Below are 21,137 nucleotides of genomic sequence, written 5' to 3' on the forward strand. Positions count from 1 at the left end.
CCCGACCCTGTGAAGAACGCAAGCAAATTACCCGCAATTCGTGATGAAATTGAGAAAGGGGGATGCCGCTGGTGGGCGGCACGTTCGGGTATGGAATCAGTGAAGTGGGTATCGGCCAGAGATTTCATCGAAAGCGATGTGCTTCGTTGGACGGAAGCTGTTTTCGACTCGCGTCGCCGCAAGGGCAAGGCGCGAAAGATTGGCGAGCGTGAAGTGATCGCCGAGGTGCAAACCCGTGGCGAGGATGGTTGGATACGGTTTCTTGTGCGCCGATGCACGATTACCAAGGACGAGTTCGCTGGTGGCTCTATTCCGCCGCTGCACCCTGAAACCATCATTCGCCGCAACCTCAAAACGGTTCTGCGAGGAAATCCCGAGCGCTTGCTGTGGAGCGACGAAACAGCACGTGCGGCTGTCGTCGCCAGCGCTAACCATTCCGACTAAGGTCATGAGAGGAAGGGCGATGGCCGGCTCCCGTTCGGGAGCCAAGAGGCCAGCGGCCCAGCCTGTTCAGGCTGAGCCTTCGCGAAGGCAGGGAGCCGGTTCCGGCTCCCGATGCCGGGGCGCGCCGTGTGGCGCTCCCTCTCACGAAAACAATGGTGCCGGTGGTCGGACTCGAACCGACACTCCTTACGGAACAGGATTTTGAATCCAGCGCGTCTACCAATTTCACCACACCGGCGCGGCGGCTGCGCATATGCGGCGATGAAGCCGTCGCGTCAACCCAGTGAAGCCGCATTTGACTACAAACAGACATATCCCGTCAACAGGTAGGATCAGCGTTTCGGCTTTTTGGTATTGATGGCCGAAGCGTCAATCATATCCTTAATATGGGAAGCATAGAATTTCTCGATCATTTCGACGCTGGTACGACAGTTCTTAGCGACTTGATAGATGTCTGCGCCCTCCATCAGCCTGAATGAGATGTAAGTATGGCGGAGGCTGTAAGCGGTGCGAGGGTTCCCCTCGCGGTCTTTTTTCATTCCGAGTTCGTCAAGAATAGTGTTGAATAATTCTCTCTGGATTTTCGGGAAAATGAGGTCGGTCGCCCCGAGGCCGTGCCGCTTCTTCATCCTCTGGAACGGCATCACCGCTCCAGGCATGGTTTTGCAGTAGCCGACGCCGCGCTTGCCACGCACGGCGATGTGGAGGATTTTCTCATTCTTCGCCCCTTCGGCGGCGATCTCCACGTCGCGCACCTCGATGCACTTGGCCTCGTCGGGACGCAGGCCGCTGTTCACCATGAACAGCACGTAGTCGTGGAGATCCTCGCAGGCACTGCGCCAGCGCTCCTTCTTGGGATTCTTCGCCCGCTCTCCGGTAGCTTTATAAAGCTGCTTGTACTCCTCGGGCGAAAACCACGCCCGATGCGCGATCTTGCCCGATGTTTTATAGGGTGCGGAAATGTCAGGGAGATAGGCAAGCCAGCCATGACGTTGGGCTGTCTTCAAGACATGGCGAAGAGTGATGATCTCCGAGTGGATGGTCGAGCGCGAAGGGCGCATCGGCTTCCCCTCTTTGTCCTTGCGCGAGGTCATGCGGTGAACGCGGTATTCCTGCACAAGGCCGGGGGTGATGTCGGCGACCATCTTCTCTCCAAAGAATGGAAGCAAATGGACACGGAGCCGGATCCCGTGGCCTTCGACATATTTGGCATTGCGCTCCCCTTCGGTGATCGCGATGTATTCCGAAAGGAAGTGCTGCGCTGCCTTTTTGAAGGGTGTTCCATCCTTGATCTCGCCAGCGCGGTATTTTCCCATAAGGCCGAGATACCAGTCACGCGCCACATCCTTGGCACGGGCTAGGCTCTCCTCCTTGGTGCTGGTTCGCATTTGCTTTCCTGCGATGGAGCAGGAACACTGCCAGTGCGGGCTACTCGCCCGCATGTAGAGTTGGACTTTGCCATCAAGAAATTTGTGGCGGGCTGTTGTGCTCATGTCTGTCATGGCGGCACCTCGTGGCTTTTTGTGCTAGATGTGCGCTAGGCGTCCATCTTTTTACTTTACCACTAACAGACTGTTTTTGCTACGTTTTTACGATAAGTAGCTGATATGAATAAGCTTTTGAGTCCGGCGCGTCTACCAGTTTCACCACGCCCGCATGCATGGCCTGCCCGCGCCAAATGGCAAAATCAGCTGCCAGCGTCCAGACAAAAATCAGATCGCGTGCATGATAAGGCTGTCGGGCGGTTGCAGGGGCGGCTGTGCGCCGATAGCCTGCTTGCGTAACGAAACCGTACCGCTATAGGACCGTTTCGTGCAGACCTGAAAAATTCCTCCCAACGGAAAAGGGCATCCTTTGACCGATCCGTCTGCCACATTCCTGCTTTTCGGTGCCACCGGCGATCTGGCGCACCGCATGATTTTTCCGTCGCTCTATAATCTACTCGCGGACGGTCTGCTGCCCGATGACTTCATGATCGTGGCGTCGGGCCGCACGGAGATGGACGACGAAGCGTTTGGCGCCGACATCGACAAAGCGCTGCAAAAGTTCGTCGGCGCTGATCGCTATGATGCGGAAGTCGCGGCGCGGCTGAAAGCGATGATCGGCTATCAGCCGGTCGAGGCGGGGAAGCCGGAGCAATTCAAGAAGCTGGCGAAGCGGCTCGACGGACGGGCGGAGCGCGGGCTGTCGGTCTATCTGTCGACGCCCCCTTCCCTCTTCGCGCCCACGGCGCAGGGGCTGGCGGACGCGGGCCTCATCACACCGACGACGCGGATCGCGATGGAAAAGCCGATCGGCAAGGACCTCGCTTCTTCGAAGGAGGTCAATAACGGCATCGGCGCGTTGTTCGACGAAAGCCAGATTTTCCGGGTCGACCATTATCTGGGCAAGGAGACGGTGCAGAATTTGCTCGCCTTGCGCTTTGGCAATGTGATGTTCGAGCCGCTGTGGAACGCCACGGCGATCGACCATGTGCAGATCACGGTCGGCGAGACGGTCGGCCTCGAAGGCCGGGTTTCCTATTATGACGGCGTCGGCGCGCTGCGCGACATGGTGCAGAACCATGTGCTGCAAATCCTGTCGATCATCGCGATGGAACCCCCTGCCCGCATGGACCCGACCGCCGTCCGTGACGAGAAGGTCAAGGTGCTGCGATCACTGCGCCCGATGACGGCGGAGACGGTGAAGACCAACAGCGTACGCGGCCAATATACGCCGGGCGCGGTCGGCGGTGAGATCGTCACCGGCTATAGTGACGAACTGGGCAAGGCTTCCGACACTGAAACCTTCGTCGCGTTGAAAGCCAATATCGACAATTGGCGCTGGCAGGGCGTGCCTTTCTATCTGCGGACGGGCAAGCGGATGCCGACGCGCCAGTCGGAAATCCAGATTCAATTCAAGCCTGTGCGCCATTCGATATTCGGCCGCGACGGGCAGCATTCGGGCGGCGGTTCGGGGCTGGAGCCCAACACGCTGATCATCCGGCTTCAACCCGACGAATATATCCGCCTGCTGATCATGAGCAAAAGGCCAGGGCTGGAGCGCGACGTTCATCTGGAGGAAGTGACGCTGGACGTGTCGCTGACCGCCGCCTTTGCCGGGCAGCGGCGGCGGATTGCCTATGAGCGCCTGATCCTGGACCTGCTGGCGGGAGACCAAACTTTGTTCGTGCGCCGGGACGAGGTCGAAGCGCAATGGACATGGATTGATTCCATCATCGACGGCTGGAAGGAAGCAGGGGTGAAGCCTTCGCCCTATGCTTCGGGGAACTGGGGGCCGTCTTCGGCCATTGCCCTCATTGAACGAGACGGAGCCAGCTGGCATGACTGATCTTCATCCGGTGATCGCCAAGGTCACCGAACGCATCGTGAAGCGGAGCGCGCCGCGCCGCCGCCAATATCTGGACCTGATCGAGCGTGGCCGCGACGCCGGAACCAACCGCGCGCAGCTGTCCTGCGGCAATCTGGCGCATGGCTTTGCGGCGAGCGGCGAGGACAAGCCGGTGATCCGCACGGGCGGCGCGATGAACATCGGCATCGTCACCGCCTATAACGACATGCTGTCCGCGCATCAGCCCTATGGCCGCTATCCCGAAGCGATCAAGATCGCGGCGCGCGAGGTCGGTGCGACCGCGCAGGTGGCGGGCGGCGTCCCGGCCATGTGCGATGGCGTGACGCAGGGACAGGCAGGCATGGACCTGTCGCTCTTTTCCCGCGACACGATCGCGCTGGCGACGGCGGTGTCGCTTAGCCATGCGATGTTCGAGGGTGCGGCGCTGCTGGGCATATGCGACAAGATCGTGCCGGGGCTGCTGATCGGGGCGCTGCGGTTCGGGCATCTTCCGACGATCCTGATTCCCGCCGGGCCGATGCCGTCGGGCCTCGCCAACAAGGAAAAGGTCCGCATCCGCCAGCTTTATGCCGAGGGGAAGGTCGGCAAGGATGAGCTGCTAGAGTCCGAAAGCGCCAGCTACCATGGCGCGGGGACCTGCACTTTCTACGGCACGGCGAACAGCAACCAGATGATGATGGAAGTGATGGGCCTGCACATGCCCTGCGCGTCCTTCGTCAATCCGGGTACAAAGTTGCGCAGCGAACTAACGCGGGCGGCGGTGCATCGGCTGGCCAGCATCGGTTGGGACGGCGATGATTACCGGCCGCTCGGCCATTGCATCGATGAGAAGGCGATCGTCAACGCCATCATCGGCCTGATGGCCACCGGCGGATCGACCAACCATGCGATCCATGTGCCAGCGATAGCGCGGGCGGCAGGGATCAGCGTCGATTGGACCGACTTTGCGGAAATTTCCGATGTCGTGCCGCTGCTGGCGCGGGTCTATCCCAACGGCGCGGGCGATGTGAATAATTTCCACATGGCTGGCGGCATGTCCTTCGTCATCCGCGAGCTGCTGGACAACGGACTGCTGCACCGGGACATCATGACGGTGGCTCGAGCCGACCTGACCGATTATGGCAAGGAGCCGGTGCTGGAGGATGAAGCGCTGCAATGGCGCGACGTTCCGGTATCGCGCGATGACGCCATCCTGCGGCCGGTGACGAGCGCCTTCAGCCCTGATGGCGGCATGCGCCTGCTGGCGGGCAATCTGGGCCGCTGCGTCATGAAGGTGAGCGCGGTCGAGAAGGAACGCTGGACCATCGAGGCTCCGGCGGCCGTGTTCCAAGATCAGGACGATGTCCTGCGCGCCTTTAAGGCGGGTGAGTTGGAACGCGACGTCGTGGTCGTGGTCCGTTTTCAGGGGCCGCGCGCGAACGGCATGCCGGAATTGCACAAGCTGACCCCGGCGCTGGGCGTGTTGCAGGATCGCGGGTTCCGCGTGGCGCTGGTGACGGACGGGCGCATGTCGGGGGCTTCGGGCAAGGTGCCCGCTGCCATTCACCTGTCGCCCGAAGCATTGGGTGGCGGGCCGATCGCCAAGCTGCGCGATGGCGACATGGTGCGGGTCTGTGCTGACAAGGGATTGATCGAGGCGCTGGTCGATGCGGCGGAGTGGGACGCGCGCGAGCTGCCCGTGCCGCCGCCGCCGCCCTATGACACGGGCCGCGAACTATTTGCGCTTTTCCGCCATCATAGTGATCTGGCGGAAAGCGGCGCGTCGCCGATTCTGGCTGCGATGGAAGCTGAATTATAATCCCCCACCCGTCATGCCAGCGCATTGCTGGCATCTCAGGCGAGAGGGCACGGCCCGGCCTTACGAGAACCCAGCTTGCGCTGGGATGACGCCATGATTGGAGTGGTCCTATGACCGACATCATCGCTGCCGACATTGGCGGTACAAATGCCCGCTTTGCTCGCGCCAAACTGAGCGCGCGGAACGTGCCCACATTGGGCAAGGTGCGGAAATACAAGGTTGCGGACTTTCCCAACCTGCAAGCCTGCTGGGCCGCTTTCGCGCATGATGAAGGCGGCAATCTGCCCAAGGCGGCATCGATCGCCTTTGCCACCGCGATCGGGCGCGATGTTATCAAGCTGACCAACAGCAGCTGGATGATCAGGCCCGACACGCTGGACGAGGAACTGGGCCTGAAGCAGATGCGGCTGGTCAATGATTTCGAAGCGGTAGCGCATGCCGTCGCGCGCCTGCCGGACGACAATCTGCCGCTGCTGTTCGGGCAAGACCGGCCTTTCCCCCGCGACGGCGGCGTTACGGTGGTGGGTCCAGGCACGGGCCTTGGCGTCGCGATGATCGCGTTCGACGACGGCGAGCCGCATGTGATCGCGACCGAAGGCGGACATATCGACTTCGCGCCGCTTGATACGCTGGAGGAAAAGATCCTCGCCTATCTGCGCGACAAATTCCTGCGCGTGTCTACCGAGCGGGTCGTGTCGGGGCCGGGCCTCAACAATATCTACAAGGCAATGGCGACCATCGGTCATGACCGCGTCATCCTGATGGAGGATGCCGAATTGTGGCAGGCAGCCATTGACGGCACGGACGAGTTCGCCCGGGCGGCGTTCGATCGCTTGTGCCTTTGCTATGGATCGGTCGTGGGCGACCTGGCGCTGGCGCAGGGGCCGAACGCGGTCGTGCTGGCGGGCGGACTGACGCAGCGGATGCGCGGCTTGCTGCCACAGAGCGGCTTTCATCGGCGCTTCGTCGCCAAGGGGCGGTTTGAAAGCCTGATGGCGACGGTGCCCATCCGCCTTGCCGTGCATGAAGAGATTGGACTTTACGGGGCGGCCGCCGCCTTTCGGGAGAAGAAATAATGTCGCTCAGCGTTGAACAGGTGATGGAGCTGGCGCCGGTTATCCCGGTGCTGGTGGTGGATCGGGTGGAAGACGCGCTGCCCATCGCGCAGGCTCTGGTGAGTGGCGGCCTGCCTGCGCTGGAAGTCACGCTGCGCACGCCCGCTGCGCTGGACGTGATCCGCGAGATGGCGAAGGTGGAGGGCGCGGTGGTCGGCGCTGGCACCGTGCTGAACCCGTCGCAACTGGACGCGGCAATGGAGGCAGGCGCGCGGTTCATCGTCAGCCCTGGCCTCACTGAACCGCTGGGCAAGGCGGCGATCGCGGCGCGGGTGCCGTTCCTTCCCGGAACGGCCACGGCGGGCGACATCATGCGCGGGCTGGACCTGGGCCTTACCCATTTCAAATTTTTCCCGGCGGAGACTTCGGGCGGGCTGCCCGCTTTGAAGGCGCTGGCCGCGCCCCTTCATGTCGCGCGCTTTTGCCCGACGGGCGGGATTACGGCGGAAAGCGCGCCGAAATGGCTGGCCGAACCCTTTGTGAAGTGCGTCGGCGGTAGCTGGGTCGTGCCCAAGGGGCCGGTCGATGACGCGAAGATCGAGGCTTTGGCGCGTGAGGCAGCGGCGCTGCCGCGCTGACGTTTCGCGCTGCCGCCATTGCGCAGCGGGATTTCCCGCCCTAGATCAGCGCCATGATCCTGCGTAGGCTGCTCCCTTCCATCGCCCTTTTCCTTTCTGGCTGTGCCGGGACGCTGACGGGCTATCCTTCACTCGCCAAGCGGGCGGTGGAGAATGCGCCGGTGGGAGAAGCTCCGGCTGCTCCGGTGCCGGTTGAGGCCGATCCGGCTTTGCGGGCGCAGGTTGATCGATTTGCGGCGCAGGCGCAGGCGGGCAGTGCGGCGTTCGACAAGGCATGGCCCGGCGCGGATCGGGCAACGCGAGCTGCTGCGGGCGCGGCGGTGTCCAGCGAATCCTGGGTCGCGGCGCAGCTTGCTATCAGCGCGCTGGAGGCGGCGCGGAATGATAGCGTTTCGGCGCTCGCCAGTCTCGACACGCTTTATGTCGAGCGTAGCAATGCGCTGGCGGAGGACAAAGCCAAGGGTGGGGTGGAGCAGATCGATGCGGCGCGGAAGGTGGCGCTGGCGATCGTGGATGCGCAGAATGACCGGATCGATGCGGTTAAGGGGCGGCTGGCTCAGCCTTGAATTTTTGGGGCTACGCGAACGTTAGATTTCCGTTCGGGCTGAGCTTGTCGAAACCCTTTTCTGTTGTTCAAGAAAGTGAAGCCCTTCGACAGGCTCAGGGCGAACGGATGCAAGTATGTGGTTCAGGCGTCCGCCTTCAATGCGCCCTTGTGCGCTTTCGCATTGTGGACATAGCGGTCAACGCCTTCGCGCATATTGATCAGCGCTTCGTCAGTGAGGTCACGAACATATTTGGCCGGGCGACCGGTCCAGAGCTGACGGTGCGGGACCGTGCGGTTTGGCGCTAACAGCGCTCCGGCGGCCAGCATTGCATCGCTTTCGATGACGCAGCCGTTCATCACCACCGCGCCAAGGCCGACGAACGCCCGGTCCTTGAGTTCGCAGCCGTGGATCATCGCCATATGGCCGATCAGGACATCATCGCCGATGATCGTGGGCCAGCCGTCCGGCCTGGCGGGATCGGGGCCGTCGCAGTGGATGACGCTGCCGTCCTGAATATTCGTGCGCGCGCCGATGCGGATCGCGTTGACGTCGCCGCGGACGACGCAATTATACCAGATGCTGCTGTCGGGGCCGATCTCCACATCGCCTATGATGCGCGCGCCGGGCGCGATGAAGGCGCTGGGGTGGATGACCGGGGTCTTGCCGCCAAAGGTCAGGATGGTCGCCCCGGGATGATCGGCATGGGCGGCGTGCGGATGATCGGGCATGGCGTCAGGCTCCCAGCAGCCGCGCGGCGTGAAGCGCGTGATAGGTGAGAACGCCCGAGCAACCGGCGCGCTTGAACGCGAGCAGCGTTTCCAGCACCAGCGCGTCGCGATTGCCCACTCCCGCAGCGACGGCGGCTTCGATCATCGCATATTCGCCCGACACCTGATAGGCGAATACGGGCACCTCGAACCGGTCCTTCACCCGGGCGATGATGTCGAGATAGGGCAGGCCCGGCTTCACCATGACGCTGTCCGCGCCCTCCGCGAGGTCGAGTGCCACTTCGCGCAGCGCTTCCTCGCTGTTGGCCGGGTCCATCTGGTAGCTCTTCTTGTCGCCCTTCAGAAGGCCGCTGGAGCCGACCGCGTCGCGGAACGGGCCGTAAAAGGCGCTCGCATATTTGGCGGCATAGGCCATGATCTGGACATTGGCGTGGCCTTCTTCCTCCAGCGCCTCGCGGATCGCACCGACGCGGCCGTCCATCATGTCGCTGGGCGCGATGATGTCCGCACCCGCCGCTGCCTGGTTGAGGGACTGGCCGATCAGGACGTCGATCGTGGCGTCGTTGATGACATAGCCCTGCTCGTCGAGCAGGCCGTCCTGGCCATGGGCGGTATAGGGATCGAGCGCGACGTCAGTGAGGATTCCGATGTCCGGCACTGCGTCCTTGATCGCGCGGATGGCGCGGCACATCAGGTTGTCGGGGTTAAGCGCTTCTTCCCCATCATCGCTGCGGCGATCGGCCTGCGTGTTGGGGAACAGCGCGAGACAGGGAATGCCAGCGTCGCGGGCTTCCCGCGCGCGGGCCACCATGCCATCGACCGACCAGCGCGAGACGCCCGGAAGGGACGCGATCGGTTCCTCCACCCCCTGCCCTTCCGTGACGAAGAGCGGCCAGATGAGGTCGCTCGGGTGCAGGCGATTTTCGGCGTGCAGCGCGCGGGTCCAGGCGGCGGCGCGGGTGCGGCGCAGGCGGAGCGCCGGATAAGAAGCGTGGGTCATCGGCGGGGTTTAGGCCGCCCGGACCGCCCGATCAAGGTTCCGCTGTGCCATGTCGGAGCTATGTAAGGATGCGCGCGGAACGAAAGCTCACCTTCTTGGCGAGATCCCACGATCCATCGCTGCGATAATACCAGGCCGCTAGACCCGCGATGCGGAGCGGGCGGGGACGAAACTCTGCCTTCAACTGATCAGCAAGTGCGCGAGCGAGCGATGGCTCCACCTTATTTTGGACGGTGATGTGCAGGCGGGGACGCGCTTGATCCTGCGGGGTGAGCAAGCCGCGAAAAGCTTCGGCCAGTTCGTCCCGGATGGCGAGCAGGCCGTCACTGCGCATGTCGAAGGCGACGCCCCGGCCGAGCAACATGACGCCGGTTATCATCGCGAGCGGCGGTGGCCCGGCGCAAAGCCCCTTCATCCGGTCGCTCAATTCCGGCAGCAGCGTCGGCGGCAGATGATGGAACAGCGAAATATGCGCAGGCACCTTGTTGCGTTCCGGCGGGAAATGGGCGCGGCGGAGGCCATCCGCCCAGGCGAAGTCCTCCGCTCCCATAAGCGCCGTCAATAGGATCGGCGCAGTGCCCGTGCCTTCAGTCAGCCGGATGTTCCTTTAGCCATTGCAGCACCGGTTCCGGGCTCGTCTGGCCATAGGGATCGTCATCCTCTCCGATATCGTTGATGCCAGGCTCCTCGAACCATGCGACCACCTGACCGTCATCGACCACCATGGCGTAGCGCCAGCTCCGGTCACCAAAGCCCAGATGATCCTTCTTCACCAGCATGCCCATACGGCGCGTGAAGTCGCCCGATCCGTCGGGCAGCAGCTTCACATTCTTGATGCCGAGATGCTTGCCCCACTGGTACATGACAAAGGAGTCATTGACCGAAATGCAGTAGACGTCATCCACTCCCAGCGCCCTGAAATCGTCGTAGAAGCGTTCAAAAGCAGGGCATTGTTCGGTCGAACAGGTCGGGGTGAAGGCACCCGGCAGCGAAAATACGACCACCCGCTTACCCTTGAACAGGTCGCCCGTCTGGTCATCCTGCCAGCGGAAAGGATTGGGGCCGCCAACGCTTTCGTCGCGCACGCGGGTCTTCAGCGTTACATCAGGTATGGAACGTCCGAGCATTTCATCATCTCCCGGTCAGCATGCTTTCACGCAGTGAAACGCATCTATATGATGGTCGGCTACGTGGGCAAAGGCTTCAGGGAGGGGAAACTCATATGAGCACGTCACGATCCTTCAAATTCATCGCAATCGGCCTGCTGATCTGGAATTTGATCGGAGTGGCGGCCTTTGCCATGCAATATGGCGCTGATCTGGCGACGCTGGCGGAAAGCGATCCCTACACCGCTCGCATCTTTGCAGAGATGCCGGATTGGGCTTGGGCGGCCTATGCTGTTGCGGTGGGCGCAGGGACGGCTGGAGCCATGCTATTGTTGCTGCGGAAGGCGGCGGCAGTGGCGTTGTTCGCGCTGTCGATGGTCGCTGTCGTGGTGCAGTTTGGCTACAGCTTTTTGGGCACCGATTTGTGGACGGTGAAGGGCGCGGCGGCGGCGGTGTTTCCGGCGGTGATATTCGCCATTGCGGTTGGGCAGTGGCTTTATTCGATTCGGTTGAGGGCGCGGGGTGTGCTGCGGTGAACTGGGCAGAGTAGGCGCTATTTCGGCCCCACCATCGTTCCGCGGCGGTCGTTCAGTCGCTTCATCCTTCCGTCATGCCAGCGGAGGCTGGCATCTCTCTCGATTGTTCTCGGCCTAGCCGGGGAGATCCCAGCGTTCGCTGGGATGACGAGAGCAATTACAGGCGTTCGTCAAAGTTCCCCGCGCGCGCGGCGGATTTCGAACCATTTGCGGACATTCTCATTATGCTGCTGGAGCGTGTCGGCAAAGATATGGCCGCCCTTTCCGTCAGCGACGAAATAGAGCGCCTTTGTTTCGGCGGGATGCAGCACGGCCAGGATCGACAGCTTGCCGGGATTGGCGATCGGCCCCTTGGGCAGGCCTGTCATCGCGTAGGTGTTATAGTCGTTGACCGCAGCGATCTCCGACTTCTTGATGCGACGGCCGAGCGGTTTGCCCTTGGTGATCGGATAGATGATGGTCGGGTCGGCCTGAAGCATCATCCCGGCCTTCAGGCGATTGCCATAGACGCCCGCGACGGTAGGCCGTTCCGACGGAATAGCCGTCTCCTTTTCAGCGATGCTGGCAAGGATGAGCGCCTCCTTGGGCGATTTCGCCACGCTGTTGGGCGCGCGTTCGGTCCATAGCTTGGCAAGAGTGCGCGTCATCGCGTCCTGCATGCGTTTGAGCACGGCGACGCGGCTTTCGCCCTTGTCGAACGCATAGCTGTCGGGAAGCACGCTGCCCTCAGCGGGGACGGCGACATCACCGGTCAGCTCCTCATTCGCCATCAATCGCTCGTGGACCATTATCGAAGGCATGCCCTCCGGTATGGTGACCAGCCGGGTCAGCGTCTTACCGCCCTGAAGGATCGAGAAAATGTCGGCGTTGCTGGCGCCCTTAGGGATCAGGAATTCGCCCGCCTTGATCGACTTTCCACGCCCGAACACCTTGGTCCGGGTGAGGAATGCGTCGGCGGAGCGAACCGCGCCCGCCTGTTTCAGAAGAACTGCGGCGTCCGCTACGGTCGCCCCATCAGGCACGATGACAGTGACGTCGCGCGGCGCAGGCCCCGCTTCGGTCCAGCCATAGACGAAGCGGAACGCCACGAAGGCGGCGACGGCCAGGCCGATCGCAAGGATAACCAGCCCGAACCGCCGCATGGCTTGTCCTCAGATCGCCTTCATGATGAGCGACGCATTGGTGCCGCCGAAGCCGAAGCTGTTGTTGAGGACGGCGCGCACCTTCCGCTCCTTGGCCACGTGCGGGACAAGATCGACGCCCGCGCAGCTTTCGCTCGGCTCATCAAGGTTGAGCGTGGGCGGTACGATCTGGTCGCGCATGGCGAGGATGCAGAAGATGCTCTCCACCGCGCCCGCGCCGCCCAGAAGGTGGCCAATCGCCGACTTGGTGCTGCTCATAGACATGGTCGAGATATTGTCGCCGAACAGCCGCTTGACCGCGCCCAGCTCCAGCTCGTCACCGAGCGGGGTCGAAGTGCCGTGCGCGTTCACATAGTCGATGTCGGCGAGGCTGAGGCCCGACTTCCTGAGCGCCATTTCCATCGAACGGTAGCCGCCGCTACCCTCTGGATGCGGGGCCGTAACGTGATAGGCGTCGCCGGACAGGCCATAGCCGATCACTTCGGCATAGATGTGAGCGCCGCGCTTCTTGGCATGCTCATATTCTTCGAGCACGACCACACCCGCGCCTTCGCCCATGACGAAGCCGTCGCGGTTGACGTCATAAGGGCGGCTCGCCTTTTCCGGCGTGTCGTTGAAGGCGGTCGAAAGAGCACGCGCCTGGGCGAAACCGGCAATGCCGATCGGGCAGATCGCGCTTTCCGCACCACCCGCCAGCATGACGTCGGCGTCATCCATCGCGATCATGCGCGCGGCGTCGCCGATCGAATGCGCGCCGGTCGAGCAGGCAGTGACCACCGCATGGTTGGGACCCATGAGGCCATATTTGATCGAGACCTGACCGGAAATCAGGTTGATGAGGCGGCCATGGACGAAGTGCGGGCTAACGCGGCTCGGCCCTTTGTTGGCCAGCACCAGCGATTCGCTTTCGATGCCCGGCAGGCCGCCGATCCCCGAACCGATCGAGCAACCGGCGCGCAGGCGCTCCTCCTCGCTCATATTGTCGAGGCCCGCATCGCGCAGCGCCTGGCTGGCGGCGGAAATGCCATAGACGATGAAAGGATCGACCTGACGCTGGATCTTGTGATCGACATCCAGGCTCGGATCATAGCCATATTCATGGTCTGCGGGCTTCACTTCGCAGGCGATGCGGCACTTATATTCGCTGGCGTCAAAACGCGCGATCGTCGCAGCGCCGGACTTCGAAGCAAGGATGTTCTTCCAGGTAGTTTCGACATTCCCGCCAAGCGGGCTCACCATGCCGAGGCCGGTTACGACAACGCGACGCATATATCTGCTCCGAAAATCTTCATAGGTTTGGGCCGCTCCTTAGCTGCTTCGAGAGCGCTTGTGAACGGTGCACCAGATACGAAAAGGCTCCCCAAGACCGGATTCGCCGGACAGGAGGAGCCATTTCCTTCAAAAAACGCAGGCAGCCGACCCCCGGTCAGCCGCACAACATTCTTACTGCTTGCTGTCGATATAATCGATCGCATCCTTGACGGTGCCGATCTTCTCAGCTGCGTCGTCGGGGATTTCCACGCCGAATTCTTCTTCGAACGCCATCACCAGCTCAACGATGTCGAGGCTGTCTGCGCCCAGATCATCGATGAAGCTTGCATCCTCGGTCACCTTTTCGGCTTCGACGCCCAGATGTTCGACGACGATTTTCTTAACGCGATCCGCGGTCTCACTCATGAGTGGTCCTTTTTACTGGGTATCGTTGAGGTTGTGAATATTTGTTAAGGCATGCCCTAGAGGCAAGCCCCGACGGAGGCAAGAGGCAAGAAAAGATCGAAACGCATGATTCCCGCCCTTCCATGCGCCTGAATGGCACAAGGCCGTCCAATTGCGATGGATGAGTGGCCGCTTTCTGCCTCTTTCAAGGTTCAGATCATCGCCATGCCGCCATTAACATGCAGAGTCTGGCCAGTGACGTAGCCTGCCTCACGGCTGGCGAGATAGACAACCGCAGCACCGATATCCTCGCCTGTGCCGAGGTCGCCTGCGGGGATCTTCTGAAGGATGGCGCCCTTTTGTGCATCATTGAGCGCGTCGGTCATTGCCGAGCGGATGAAGCCGGGCGCGACGCAGTTGACGGTGATGCCCCGGCTCGCCAGTTCCTGGCCCAGCGACTTGGACATGCCGATAATGCCAGCCTTTGACGCGGCATAATTGGCCTGACCGGGATTGCCGGTGACACCGACGATCGAGGTGATCGAGATGATGCGGCCGAAGCGCGCCTTCATCATCGGCTTGGCAGCGGCACGGGCAAGGCGGAAGGCGGCTTCCAGATTGACCGAGATGACATCGGACCATTCCTCATCCTTCATCCGCATGATGAGGTTGTCGCGGGTGATGCCAGCATTGTTGACTAGAATGTCGATCTTGCCGCCGAGCGCTTCCACGGCCTGAGCCACGAGGCCGTCGACTGCTGCGGGATCGGACAGGTTGCAGACCAGCGTCTTGTGATCGCCGCCCAACTCAGCAGCGAAAGCCTTGAGCTTTTCCTCATTGCTGCCCGAAAGCGCGAGCGTCGCACCCTGCGCCGCGAGCGACCGGGCGATCGCTGAACCGATGCCACCCGAAGCGCCAGTCACCAGCGCGGTCATGCCTGTCAGATCGAACATAGCTTTTTATCCTTATCTTAGAGAGCGGCGAGGGTGGCTTCGATGTCGTCCATGGTGACGACGCTGCGGACAGTGGCATCGGGGGCGATGCGCTTGACCATGGGGCCGAGCACCTTGCCGCCCAGTTCGACGAACTCGGTCACGCCCGCGTCCCACATGGCGGCGACGGATTCGCGCCAGCGGACGCGGCCGGTCACCTGTTCGACCAGGCGGCGCTTGATCTCGTCGGGGTCTGCGATCGGTGCGGCGAGGACGTTGGCATAGACGGGGAGCAGCGGGGTGTTGATGGCGGCCTTAGCCAGTGCCTCGTCCATCGCTTCCGCAGCGGGCTGCATCAACGGGCAGTGGAACGGCGCGGAAACCGGCAGCAGCACGCCGCGCTTGATGCCATGGTCCTTCACCAGAGCAACGGCGCGCTCGATTGCGCCGCGATGGCCGGAAATCACGACCTGGCTCGGATCATTGTCGTTTGCGACGGTGCAGACTTCGCCTTCCGCCGCCGCGTCCGCCAGTGCCTGCGCCTTTTCGATGTCGGCGCCCAGCAGGGCCGCCATCGCGCCCTCCCCCACCGGGACGGCCGCCTGCATCGCTTGGCCGCGCAGCTTCAGAAGGCGCGAGGTCGTGCCGATGTCGAAGGCTTCCACGGCGCACAGAGCGCTATATTCGCCAAGGCTGTGTCCGGCGACGAAATCGCCCTTTTCCGCCAGCGAGAAGCCGCCCTCGCGCTGCATCACCCGCAACGTCGCCAACGCATTGGCCATGATCGCGGGCTGCGCATTTTCGGTGAGGGTGAGGTCACTTTCGGGGCCTTCCACCATGATGCGGAACAAATGTTGCGACAGGGCGTCATCGACCTCCTGAAACAGTTCCTTCGCGGCCGGGCTCGCTTCGGCCAAAGCCTTACCCATGCCAACCGACTGGCTACCCTGCCCTGGAAACAGAAATGCCCTCATCATTCACCTTCTGACGCAAGGACGCCTGGAAAAGCGCCGTTTTTCAACATCGTTACACTTTGAGACACAAATGCCGTTGAGACATAAGGTCCCTTTCGGCAGTTTCCCTGACTGGACCGCCTCAACCCCCAAGGTGGCGTCCCTTTAACGACGACGGAGTGCAAGGAAAAGGTGCGATATCGCATTGGCTGGATCAGCGGGACGGCTTTGACGCTCTCGGCTTGCGCGGCGGGGCCTGACTATCGGGCGCCGCAACCGGCTGCATTGGGGGTGCCGGGCAGCTATTACACCGATCCTGTGAGCGGCGCTCTGAGCGAGGCGGATCTGGCAAGCTGGTGGACCCGGCTGAACGATCCGGTGCTGACAGGGCTGATAAATCAGGCGGTAGCCAGCAACCTCGACATCGTGCAGGCGCAGGCGCGGTTGCGGCAGGCGCGGGAGTCGCTGGTGCAGGCGCGGGCGGCTTTCCTGCCGCAGGTCAACGCGTCGGGTTCTGGCGGACGGAATTATTCCAATCGTGGCGGCAGCACGCGCGTCATCGACGGCAATGTCGTATCCACCGGATCGGATAAATGGAGCAGCAGCTATTCGCTGGGTGCGAATGCGAGCTGGCAGATCGACCTGTTCGGGGAGTTGGCCCGGTCGGCTGAGGCTGCGCGCGCGGATCTGGCCGCGTCCGGCTATGACCTTGCCAATGTGCGGATGACCATCATAGCCGAACTGGTGACCAACTATATTCAGGCACGGCAGGCGCAGGAGCAGTTGCGCATCGCCCGCGAAACCCAAGCCATTCAGCAGGATAACTACAACATCGCCAACTGGCGGCTTCAGGCTGGGCTGGTTTCATCACTCGATGAGCAGCAGGCCCGCGCTCAGCTAGCCCAGACGAATGCGGCGATCCCGCAGCTGGAGGCCAACCTGCGCGGCAGCCTGAACCGCATTGCCGTGCTGACCGGGCAAGCGCCGGGCGAAGCGACCCGCGCGCTGGAAGCCCCTGCCCCGATCCCTGTTGCTTCTACCATGATCGCGACGGGCATTCCTGCCGATACGCTGCGCCAGCGGCCCGACGTCCGCGCAGCTGAGAGGAATTTGGCGGCGGCGACAGCGCGGATTGGCGTGGCGCAGGCGCAGCTTTACCCGTCCTTGGGGATCAGCGGCAATATCGGCTCCAACGCAACCAGCATCAAAAGCCTGTTCGACATCATCACCGGCGGCGTCTTTGCCAATGTCGCGCAGGTCATCTTTGATGGGGGACGGCTAGCGTCCCAGGTCCGATCGCAAAGGGCCGCTACGGACGCTGCTTTCGCGGCCTACAAGAAGAGCGTGCTGACCGCGCTTGAGGATATCGAGAATGCCATGGCGTCCCTGAACAGCGCCTGCCAACGCAAGGCCGAGTTCGCCACCGCCTTCGATGCATCGAACAACGCTGCCCTGCTGGCGCGAAGCCAGTATCAGTCTGGGCTGATCGATTTCCAGACACTTTCCAACACCGAAACGACGCTGTTGAACGCGCGCAACAGCCTTGCGGCTGCGCAAGCCGACGAGGTCCTTGCCATCGCCCAGCTCTATAATGCGCTGGGTGGCGGCTGGCAGAATATGGACAACCGCCCCAATGAGTAAAGATGTGAGCACGGACAAGGATCTCGACGAATTTCTCGGCGCGCGTCCCGAAAAACCCTGGCGCAAATGGGTGGTTCGGGGCGTGGTGGCGCTGGCGCTGCTGATCCTTATCCTGCTACTCGCCCGCTGTTTTTCGGGCGAGGACAAGCCGAACTTCGCCACCCGGGAGGTGCGGCGCGGCGACCTGACGGTGACGGTATCGGCCACCGGCAATTTGAAGCCGATCAATCAGGTGGATGTGGGCTCTGAACAATCGGGAAAGATCACGCGCGTCTATGTCGATGTGAACGATCGCGTCACGAAAGGGCAGAGGCTAGCCGAGCTTGATACCCGGCGTCTGGTGGATTCGGTGACCCAAAACCAGGCGCAGGTGGCTGCTTCGCAGGCCAGTGTCAGTCAGGCGCAGGCGCAGGTTGCGCTGGCCAAGGCGACGCTCGACCGGCAGTTGAACGTCTTCCGCCTGTCGGGCGGGCGCGTGCCTGCCAAGACGGAGTTGGATGCGGCTCGTGCTGATTATGAGTCCGCCTTGGGCAATCTGCGCGCGCAGCAGGCGCAGGTCAGTGTATCGCGGGCTCAGCTTGCCACGGCGCAGACCAATCTTTCCATTGCGCAGATCGTGTCGCCGGTAACCGGCGTCGTCCTGTCCCGCGCCATTGAACCCGGTCAGACGGTGGCCGCTTCCTTCAATGCCCCTGTGCTGTTCACCATCGCCGAGGACCTGACCAAGATGGAGGTCGAAGTCGCGGTCGACGAAGCCGATGTCGGCCAGGTGAAGGAAGGCCAGGCGGCCACCTTTGCCGTCGATGCTTTTCCCGGTAGGAGCTTTCCTGCTCGGGTAACGCGGGTCAATGTCGGCTCCAACGCTTCGAGCAGTTCGTCTTCCTCATCAACAGGAAGCAGCACTACCGCCAGCACTAGCGGAACCGTGGTGGCTTACACGGCGGTGCTAGGTGTCGATAACAAGGATGAGACGCTGCGCCCCGGTATGACGGCGACCGCCGACATCGTAACCCAGCAGTTGAGCAACGTCCTGCTGGTTCCGAACGCGGCGTTGCGGTTCAAACCGAGCACGGGTGCCGGTCAGGGTGGCGGCATCACCAGCCAGATCGTGCCTAGCTCTCGCCGCTTCCGCCGTGGCGGCGCCAACCGGCAGGTCAGCTTCGGCATCGGCAGTAGCCAGACCGTTTATGTCGTGGGAGAGGACGGGAATCCCAAGGCCGTGCAAGTGACCGTCGGCGCCAGCGACGGCGCGCGTACGGCGATCAGCGGCGGCGCGTTAAAGCTGGGGATGCGGGTCATCACGGGCCAGTTGGCGGCAGGGCAGGAACCGCCTTCCGAGGACAGCTCGAACGGCGGCGGCCAGCGGCGTGATCGTTCTGGCGGCGGCGAACAGCGCGGCACCGGACGGCAGAGCGGAACCTGACACGGTGGCTGATCCGATCATTTCCCTGCGCGGCGTGACCAAGATATATGGTTCGGGCGCCACCGCCTTTCAGGCGCTAAAGGGTATCGACCTGGACGTTGAGGAAGGGGATTTCGTGGCGGTCATGGGGCCTTCGGGTTCGGGCAAGTCCACAGCGATGAACATTATCGGCTGCCTCGATGTACCCAGCAGCGGCGAGTTCCTGTTTAAGGGACGCCATGTCGAAACGCTGGACCGCGACCAGCGGGCGTTGCTTCGCCGCCGCTATCTGGGCTTCGTGTTTCAGGGCTTCAACCTCTTGTCCCGGACGAGCGCGCTTGAGAATGTCGAACTGCCGCTCCTGTATCGAGGCGAGGACAAGAAGAGCCGCTATGACGCGGGGATGGCGGCGCTCGACAAGGTGGGATTAAAAGAATGGTGGGACCACACGCCCGCTGAACTGTCTGGCGGCCAACAGCAGCGCGTCGCCATTGCGCGGGCAATCGTGACGCAGCCTGCCGTGCTGCTGGCCGACGAGCCTACGGGCAATCTCGATTCGGAGCGATCGATAGAGATCATGGAACTGCTGGCCGACCTTAACCGGAATAGCGGCATTACCGTGATAATGGTCACGCATGAACCCGACATGGCCGCCTATGCCCGCACGATCGTGCATTTCAAGGACGGGCTGGTGGAGCGGATCGATACGGGGGTGACGGCGTGAGGACTACACGTTCCCAACCTTCTCCCTTGAAGGGAGAAGGATACGTAACCTTGCTCGCGCCGCGAGCTAGGCGAAGTTGGATGAGGGTGAGAGGCTGCATGCACCCCCCTCACCCAGCTGCGGCTAGGCAGCAAGCTGCCAAGCCTGCGCAACCCTCTCCCCGAAGGGGCGAGGGAGAGTTGGGATGCTAGGCACGACCGTCACCCTGGCGTTCCGGGCGATCAACCGGCACAAGCTGCGCAGCTTCCTGACGACGCTGGGGATCATCATCGGCGTGGCGGCGGTGGTCACCATGGTGACGCTGGGCAATGGCGCGACGGCGGCGGTGCGGGAGCAGATCAGTTCGCTCGGCGCCAATGTGTTGCAACTGCGGCCGGGCCAAGGCTTTGGCCGGGGCGGCGGTGGCCCCCGGCCGCCAGACTTCAAGCCCGCCGACCTGACGGCGATCGAGAATCAGCTGACGGGCGTCCGCGCCGTCGCGCCGCTCGTGCAGTCAAGCGGCACAGCCATCTATGAGGGCAGCAACTGGTCGACCACCGTCTATGGCACGACCGCTTCCTATTTCGAGGTGCAAAGCTGGAAGGCTGACGCGGGCCGTCTCTTCATGCCGGAGGAGGAAGAGGCGGGCAAAGCCGTCTGCATCATCGGCAATACAGTACGCACAAACCTGTTCCAGGGAAGCGATCCCACGGGCAAGCGCCTGCGCATCAAGGGCGTATCCTGTCAGGTCATCGGCGCACTGGCGACACGCGGCCAAGGGGGCTTTGGCGATCAGGACGATGTCGTCGTCATGCCGATCAAGTTCGTGCAGCGCCGCTTCACCGGCGACCGCGACATCAGCCAGATCATGATCGCGGTGGACGACGCTTATGACACCTCCACGGTGCAGGCGAGCCTGGAAGAACTGATGCGCGAACGGCGCAAGGTGAAGCCGGGCGCGGACGATAATTTCAACGTCTTCGATACCAAGCAGATCAGCGATACGCTGACGGGGACGACCACCATTCTGACGCAGATCGTGGCGGCGGTGGCGGCCATTTCCCTGCTGGTGGGCGGGATCGGCATCATGAACATCATGCTGGTTTCGGTGACCGAGCGCACCCGCGAGATCGGCATCCGCCTGGCCATCGGCGCTGTCGCGCGGGAAGTGTTGATGCAGTTCCTGGTGGAAGCGATCGTTCTATCCTGCCTGGGCGGGCTGATCGGCCTGATCCTCGCGCTAATCGCGTCGATTGCCATCGCCCCGCTGATGCAGGTGCCTTTCATCTTCGATGTGAAGGTGAACATGATCGCCTTCCTCTTTTCGGCGGCGATCGGGGTGGTGTTCGGCTATTTCCCGGCCCGGCGGGCAGCGGCGCTCAATCCTATCGACGCCCTGCGGCACGAATAGGCGCTGTTACAATTTCAGACAGTTGAACCGTCCCACTGGCACAGGTTTGCGACAAGTCCGGCCTAAATCTGTCTTCAACGCCGAAGCAAAGGC

Annotated in this window: 21 protein-coding genes and 1 tRNA gene; 11 read left to right on the top strand and 11 right to left on the bottom strand. The window is 62.4% G+C overall.

Features of this window, described 5'->3' with window-relative positions; translation table 11 throughout:
• Window positions 1-9: 9 nt before the first annotated feature.
• Entirely contained in the window at window positions 10-444 is a 435-nt protein-coding gene (locus ACZ5TH_RS06070) for a hypothetical protein (protein WP_464794973.1), read from the top strand.
• A 153-nt stretch (window positions 445-597) separates the two neighbouring features.
• Here the strand turns inward: ACZ5TH_RS06070 and ACZ5TH_RS06075 are convergent.
• Window positions 598-682: transfer RNA gene (locus tag ACZ5TH_RS06075), tRNA-Leu, on the bottom strand.
• A gap of 94 nt (window positions 683-776) precedes the next feature.
• The gene (locus ACZ5TH_RS06080) at window positions 777-1,937 is read right to left on the bottom strand and encodes a tyrosine-type recombinase/integrase (protein WP_464794974.1); all 1,161 of its coding nucleotides are present in this window, start codon (window positions 1,935-1,937) and stop codon (window positions 777-779) included.
• A gap of 361 nt (window positions 1,938-2,298) precedes the next feature.
• Here ACZ5TH_RS06080 and zwf point away from each other — a divergent pair, with 361 nt between their 5' ends.
• The 5 genes from zwf (at window position 2,299) to ACZ5TH_RS06105 (ending at window position 7,852) form a co-directional block, all read left to right on the top strand.
• Window positions 2,299-3,774: a glucose-6-phosphate dehydrogenase gene (gene zwf, locus ACZ5TH_RS06085; protein ID WP_464794975.1), complete on the top strand. Its 1,476-nt coding sequence runs from the start codon at window positions 2,299-2,301 to the stop codon at window positions 3,772-3,774.
• A complete protein-coding gene (gene edd / locus ACZ5TH_RS06090; protein WP_464794976.1) occupies window positions 3,767-5,593 on the top strand; it encodes a phosphogluconate dehydratase in 1,827 nt (608 codons plus the stop codon). The genes zwf and edd overlap by 8 nt, the downstream gene beginning before the upstream one ends.
• A 110-nt stretch (window positions 5,594-5,703) precedes the next feature.
• Window positions 5,704-6,669: a glucokinase gene (gene glk, locus ACZ5TH_RS06095; RefSeq protein ID WP_449473133.1), complete on the top strand. Its 966-nt coding sequence runs from the start codon at window positions 5,704-5,706 to the stop codon at window positions 6,667-6,669.
• Window positions 6,669-7,286: a bifunctional 4-hydroxy-2-oxoglutarate aldolase/2-dehydro-3-deoxy-phosphogluconate aldolase gene (eda, locus tag ACZ5TH_RS06100; RefSeq protein ID WP_464794977.1), complete on the top strand. Its 618-nt coding sequence runs from the start codon at window positions 6,669-6,671 to the stop codon at window positions 7,284-7,286. Before glk ends, eda begins: the two co-directional genes overlap by 1 nt.
• Window positions 7,287-7,339: 53 nt before the next feature.
• On the top strand, window positions 7,340-7,852 hold the full coding sequence (locus tag ACZ5TH_RS06105) for a hypothetical protein (RefSeq protein ID WP_460986000.1): 513 nt from the start codon (window positions 7,340-7,342) through the stop codon (window positions 7,850-7,852).
• 122 nt (window positions 7,853-7,974) lie between these two features.
• Here ACZ5TH_RS06105 and ACZ5TH_RS06110 read toward each other — a convergent pair whose 3' ends face one another.
• From ACZ5TH_RS06110 to ACZ5TH_RS06125, 4 genes are read right to left on the bottom strand one after another with little or no spacing between them, the layout of a single operon-like run.
• A complete protein-coding gene (locus ACZ5TH_RS06110; RefSeq protein WP_449473136.1) occupies window positions 7,975-8,562 on the bottom strand; it encodes a gamma carbonic anhydrase family protein in 588 nt (195 codons plus the stop codon).
• Window positions 8,563-8,566: 4 nt separating this feature from the next.
• Window positions 8,567-9,562: a porphobilinogen synthase gene (gene hemB / locus ACZ5TH_RS06115; protein WP_449473137.1), complete on the bottom strand. Its 996-nt coding sequence runs from the start codon at window positions 9,560-9,562 to the stop codon at window positions 8,567-8,569.
• Window positions 9,563-9,620: 58 nt separating this feature from the next.
• Window positions 9,621-10,112, bottom strand: a complete 492-nt coding sequence (locus ACZ5TH_RS06120; RefSeq protein WP_464794978.1) for a 2'-5' RNA ligase family protein — start codon at window positions 10,110-10,112, stop codon at window positions 9,621-9,623.
• A gap of 37 nt (window positions 10,113-10,149) precedes the next feature.
• Window positions 10,150-10,689 carry a redoxin family protein gene (locus ACZ5TH_RS06125; protein WP_464794979.1) on the bottom strand — a complete coding sequence of 180 codons (540 nt, stop codon included), beginning with the start codon at window positions 10,687-10,689 and terminating at the stop codon, window positions 10,150-10,152.
• A gap of 95 nt (window positions 10,690-10,784) precedes the next feature.
• Between ACZ5TH_RS06125 and ACZ5TH_RS06130 the strand changes: the two genes are divergently transcribed.
• Complete coding sequence (locus tag ACZ5TH_RS06130) at window positions 10,785-11,204, top strand: sugar transporter (RefSeq protein ID WP_464794980.1); 420 nt, start codon at window positions 10,785-10,787, stop codon at window positions 11,202-11,204.
• 170 nt (window positions 11,205-11,374) lie between these two features.
• On the opposite strand, the gene mltG is transcribed toward ACZ5TH_RS06130, so the two are convergent.
• From mltG to fabD, 5 genes are all read right to left on the bottom strand, one after another.
• Window positions 11,375-12,346: an endolytic transglycosylase MltG gene (gene mltG, locus ACZ5TH_RS06135; protein WP_464794981.1), complete on the bottom strand. Its 972-nt coding sequence runs from the start codon at window positions 12,344-12,346 to the stop codon at window positions 11,375-11,377.
• A 9-nt stretch (window positions 12,347-12,355) separates the two neighbouring features.
• The gene (fabF, locus tag ACZ5TH_RS06140) at window positions 12,356-13,615 is read right to left on the bottom strand and encodes a beta-ketoacyl-ACP synthase II (protein WP_449473145.1); all 1,260 of its coding nucleotides are present in this window, start codon (window positions 13,613-13,615) and stop codon (window positions 12,356-12,358) included.
• 174 nt (window positions 13,616-13,789) lie between these two features.
• On the bottom strand, window positions 13,790-14,023 hold the full coding sequence (locus tag ACZ5TH_RS06145) for an acyl carrier protein (RefSeq protein WP_006950224.1): 234 nt from the start codon (window positions 14,021-14,023) through the stop codon (window positions 13,790-13,792).
• A 191-nt stretch (window positions 14,024-14,214) separates the two neighbouring features.
• Window positions 14,215-14,955 carry a 3-oxoacyl-[acyl-carrier-protein] reductase gene (fabG, locus tag ACZ5TH_RS06150; RefSeq protein ID WP_449473148.1) on the bottom strand — a complete coding sequence of 247 codons (741 nt, stop codon included), beginning with the start codon at window positions 14,953-14,955 and terminating at the stop codon, window positions 14,215-14,217.
• A gap of 17 nt (window positions 14,956-14,972) precedes the next feature.
• Window positions 14,973-15,908: an ACP S-malonyltransferase gene (gene fabD / locus ACZ5TH_RS06155; protein WP_460988085.1), complete on the bottom strand. Its 936-nt coding sequence runs from the start codon at window positions 15,906-15,908 to the stop codon at window positions 14,973-14,975.
• A 171-nt stretch (window positions 15,909-16,079) separates the two neighbouring features.
• Between fabD and ACZ5TH_RS06160 the strand changes: the two genes are divergently transcribed.
• From ACZ5TH_RS06160 to ACZ5TH_RS06175, 4 genes are all read left to right on the top strand, one after another.
• Complete coding sequence (locus ACZ5TH_RS06160; protein ID WP_464794982.1) at window positions 16,080-17,528, top strand: efflux transporter outer membrane subunit; 1,449 nt, start codon at window positions 16,080-16,082, stop codon at window positions 17,526-17,528.
• A complete protein-coding gene (locus ACZ5TH_RS06165) occupies window positions 17,521-18,951 on the top strand; it encodes an efflux RND transporter periplasmic adaptor subunit (RefSeq protein ID WP_464794983.1) in 1,431 nt (476 codons plus the stop codon). Before ACZ5TH_RS06160 ends, ACZ5TH_RS06165 begins: the two co-directional genes overlap by 8 nt.
• A 4-nt stretch (window positions 18,952-18,955) precedes the next feature.
• A complete protein-coding gene (locus tag ACZ5TH_RS06170) occupies window positions 18,956-19,654 on the top strand; it encodes an ABC transporter ATP-binding protein (RefSeq protein ID WP_460988087.1) in 699 nt (232 codons plus the stop codon).
• A 184-nt stretch (window positions 19,655-19,838) separates the two neighbouring features.
• Window positions 19,839-21,044 (top strand): ABC transporter permease, encoded by a 1,206-nt coding sequence (locus tag ACZ5TH_RS06175; RefSeq protein ID WP_464794984.1) that lies wholly within the window; start codon window positions 19,839-19,841, stop codon window positions 21,042-21,044.
• Window positions 21,045-21,137: the final 93 nt, after the last annotated feature.

The sequence above is a fragment of the Sphingobium sp. TomTYG73 genome, assembly GCF_055394245.1.

Bases quoted from the DNA above. Each gene is read 5' to 3' on its own strand.
- ACZ5TH_RS06145 (WP_006950224.1), bottom strand. From the start codon at position 14,023: ATGAGTGAGACCGCGGATCGCGTTAAGAAAATCGTCGTCGAACATCTG.
- fabG (WP_449473148.1), bottom strand. From the start codon at position 14,955: ATGTTCGATCTGACAGGCATGACCGCGCTGGTGACTGGCGCTTCGGGT.
- ACZ5TH_RS06080 (WP_464794974.1), bottom strand. From the start codon at position 1,937: ATGAGCACAACAGCCCGCCACAAATTTCTTGATGGCAAAGTCCAACTC.
- hemB (WP_449473137.1), bottom strand. From the start codon at position 9,562: ATGACCCACGCTTCTTATCCGGCGCTCCGCCTGCGCCGCACCCGCGCC.
- ACZ5TH_RS06165 (WP_464794983.1), top strand. From the start codon at position 17,521: ATGAGTAAAGATGTGAGCACGGACAAGGATCTCGACGAATTTCTCGGC.
- ACZ5TH_RS06175 (WP_464794984.1), top strand. From the start codon at position 19,839: ATGCTAGGCACGACCGTCACCCTGGCGTTCCGGGCGATCAACCGGCAC.
- glk (WP_449473133.1), top strand. From the start codon at position 5,704: ATGACCGACATCATCGCTGCCGACATTGGCGGTACAAATGCCCGCTTT.
- ACZ5TH_RS06130 (WP_464794980.1), top strand. From the start codon at position 10,785: ATGAGCACGTCACGATCCTTCAAATTCATCGCAATCGGCCTGCTGATC.
- fabF (WP_449473145.1), bottom strand. From the start codon at position 13,615: ATGCGTCGCGTTGTCGTAACCGGCCTCGGCATGGTGAGCCCGCTTGGC.
- ACZ5TH_RS06120 (WP_464794978.1), bottom strand. From the start codon at position 10,112: ATGGGAGCGGAGGACTTCGCCTGGGCGGATGGCCTCCGCCGCGCCCAT.
- mltG (WP_464794981.1), bottom strand. From the start codon at position 12,346: ATGCGGCGGTTCGGGCTGGTTATCCTTGCGATCGGCCTGGCCGTCGCC.
- eda (WP_464794977.1), top strand. From the start codon at position 6,669: ATGTCGCTCAGCGTTGAACAGGTGATGGAGCTGGCGCCGGTTATCCCG.
- ACZ5TH_RS06105 (WP_460986000.1), top strand. From the start codon at position 7,340: ATGATCCTGCGTAGGCTGCTCCCTTCCATCGCCCTTTTCCTTTCTGGC.
- ACZ5TH_RS06125 (WP_464794979.1), bottom strand. From the start codon at position 10,689: ATGCTCGGACGTTCCATACCTGATGTAACGCTGAAGACCCGCGTGCGC.
- edd (WP_464794976.1), top strand. From the start codon at position 3,767: ATGACTGATCTTCATCCGGTGATCGCCAAGGTCACCGAACGCATCGTG.
- fabD (WP_460988085.1), bottom strand. From the start codon at position 15,908: ATGAGGGCATTTCTGTTTCCAGGGCAGGGTAGCCAGTCGGTTGGCATG.
- ACZ5TH_RS06110 (WP_449473136.1), bottom strand. From the start codon at position 8,562: ATGCCCGATCATCCGCACGCCGCCCATGCCGATCATCCCGGGGCGACC.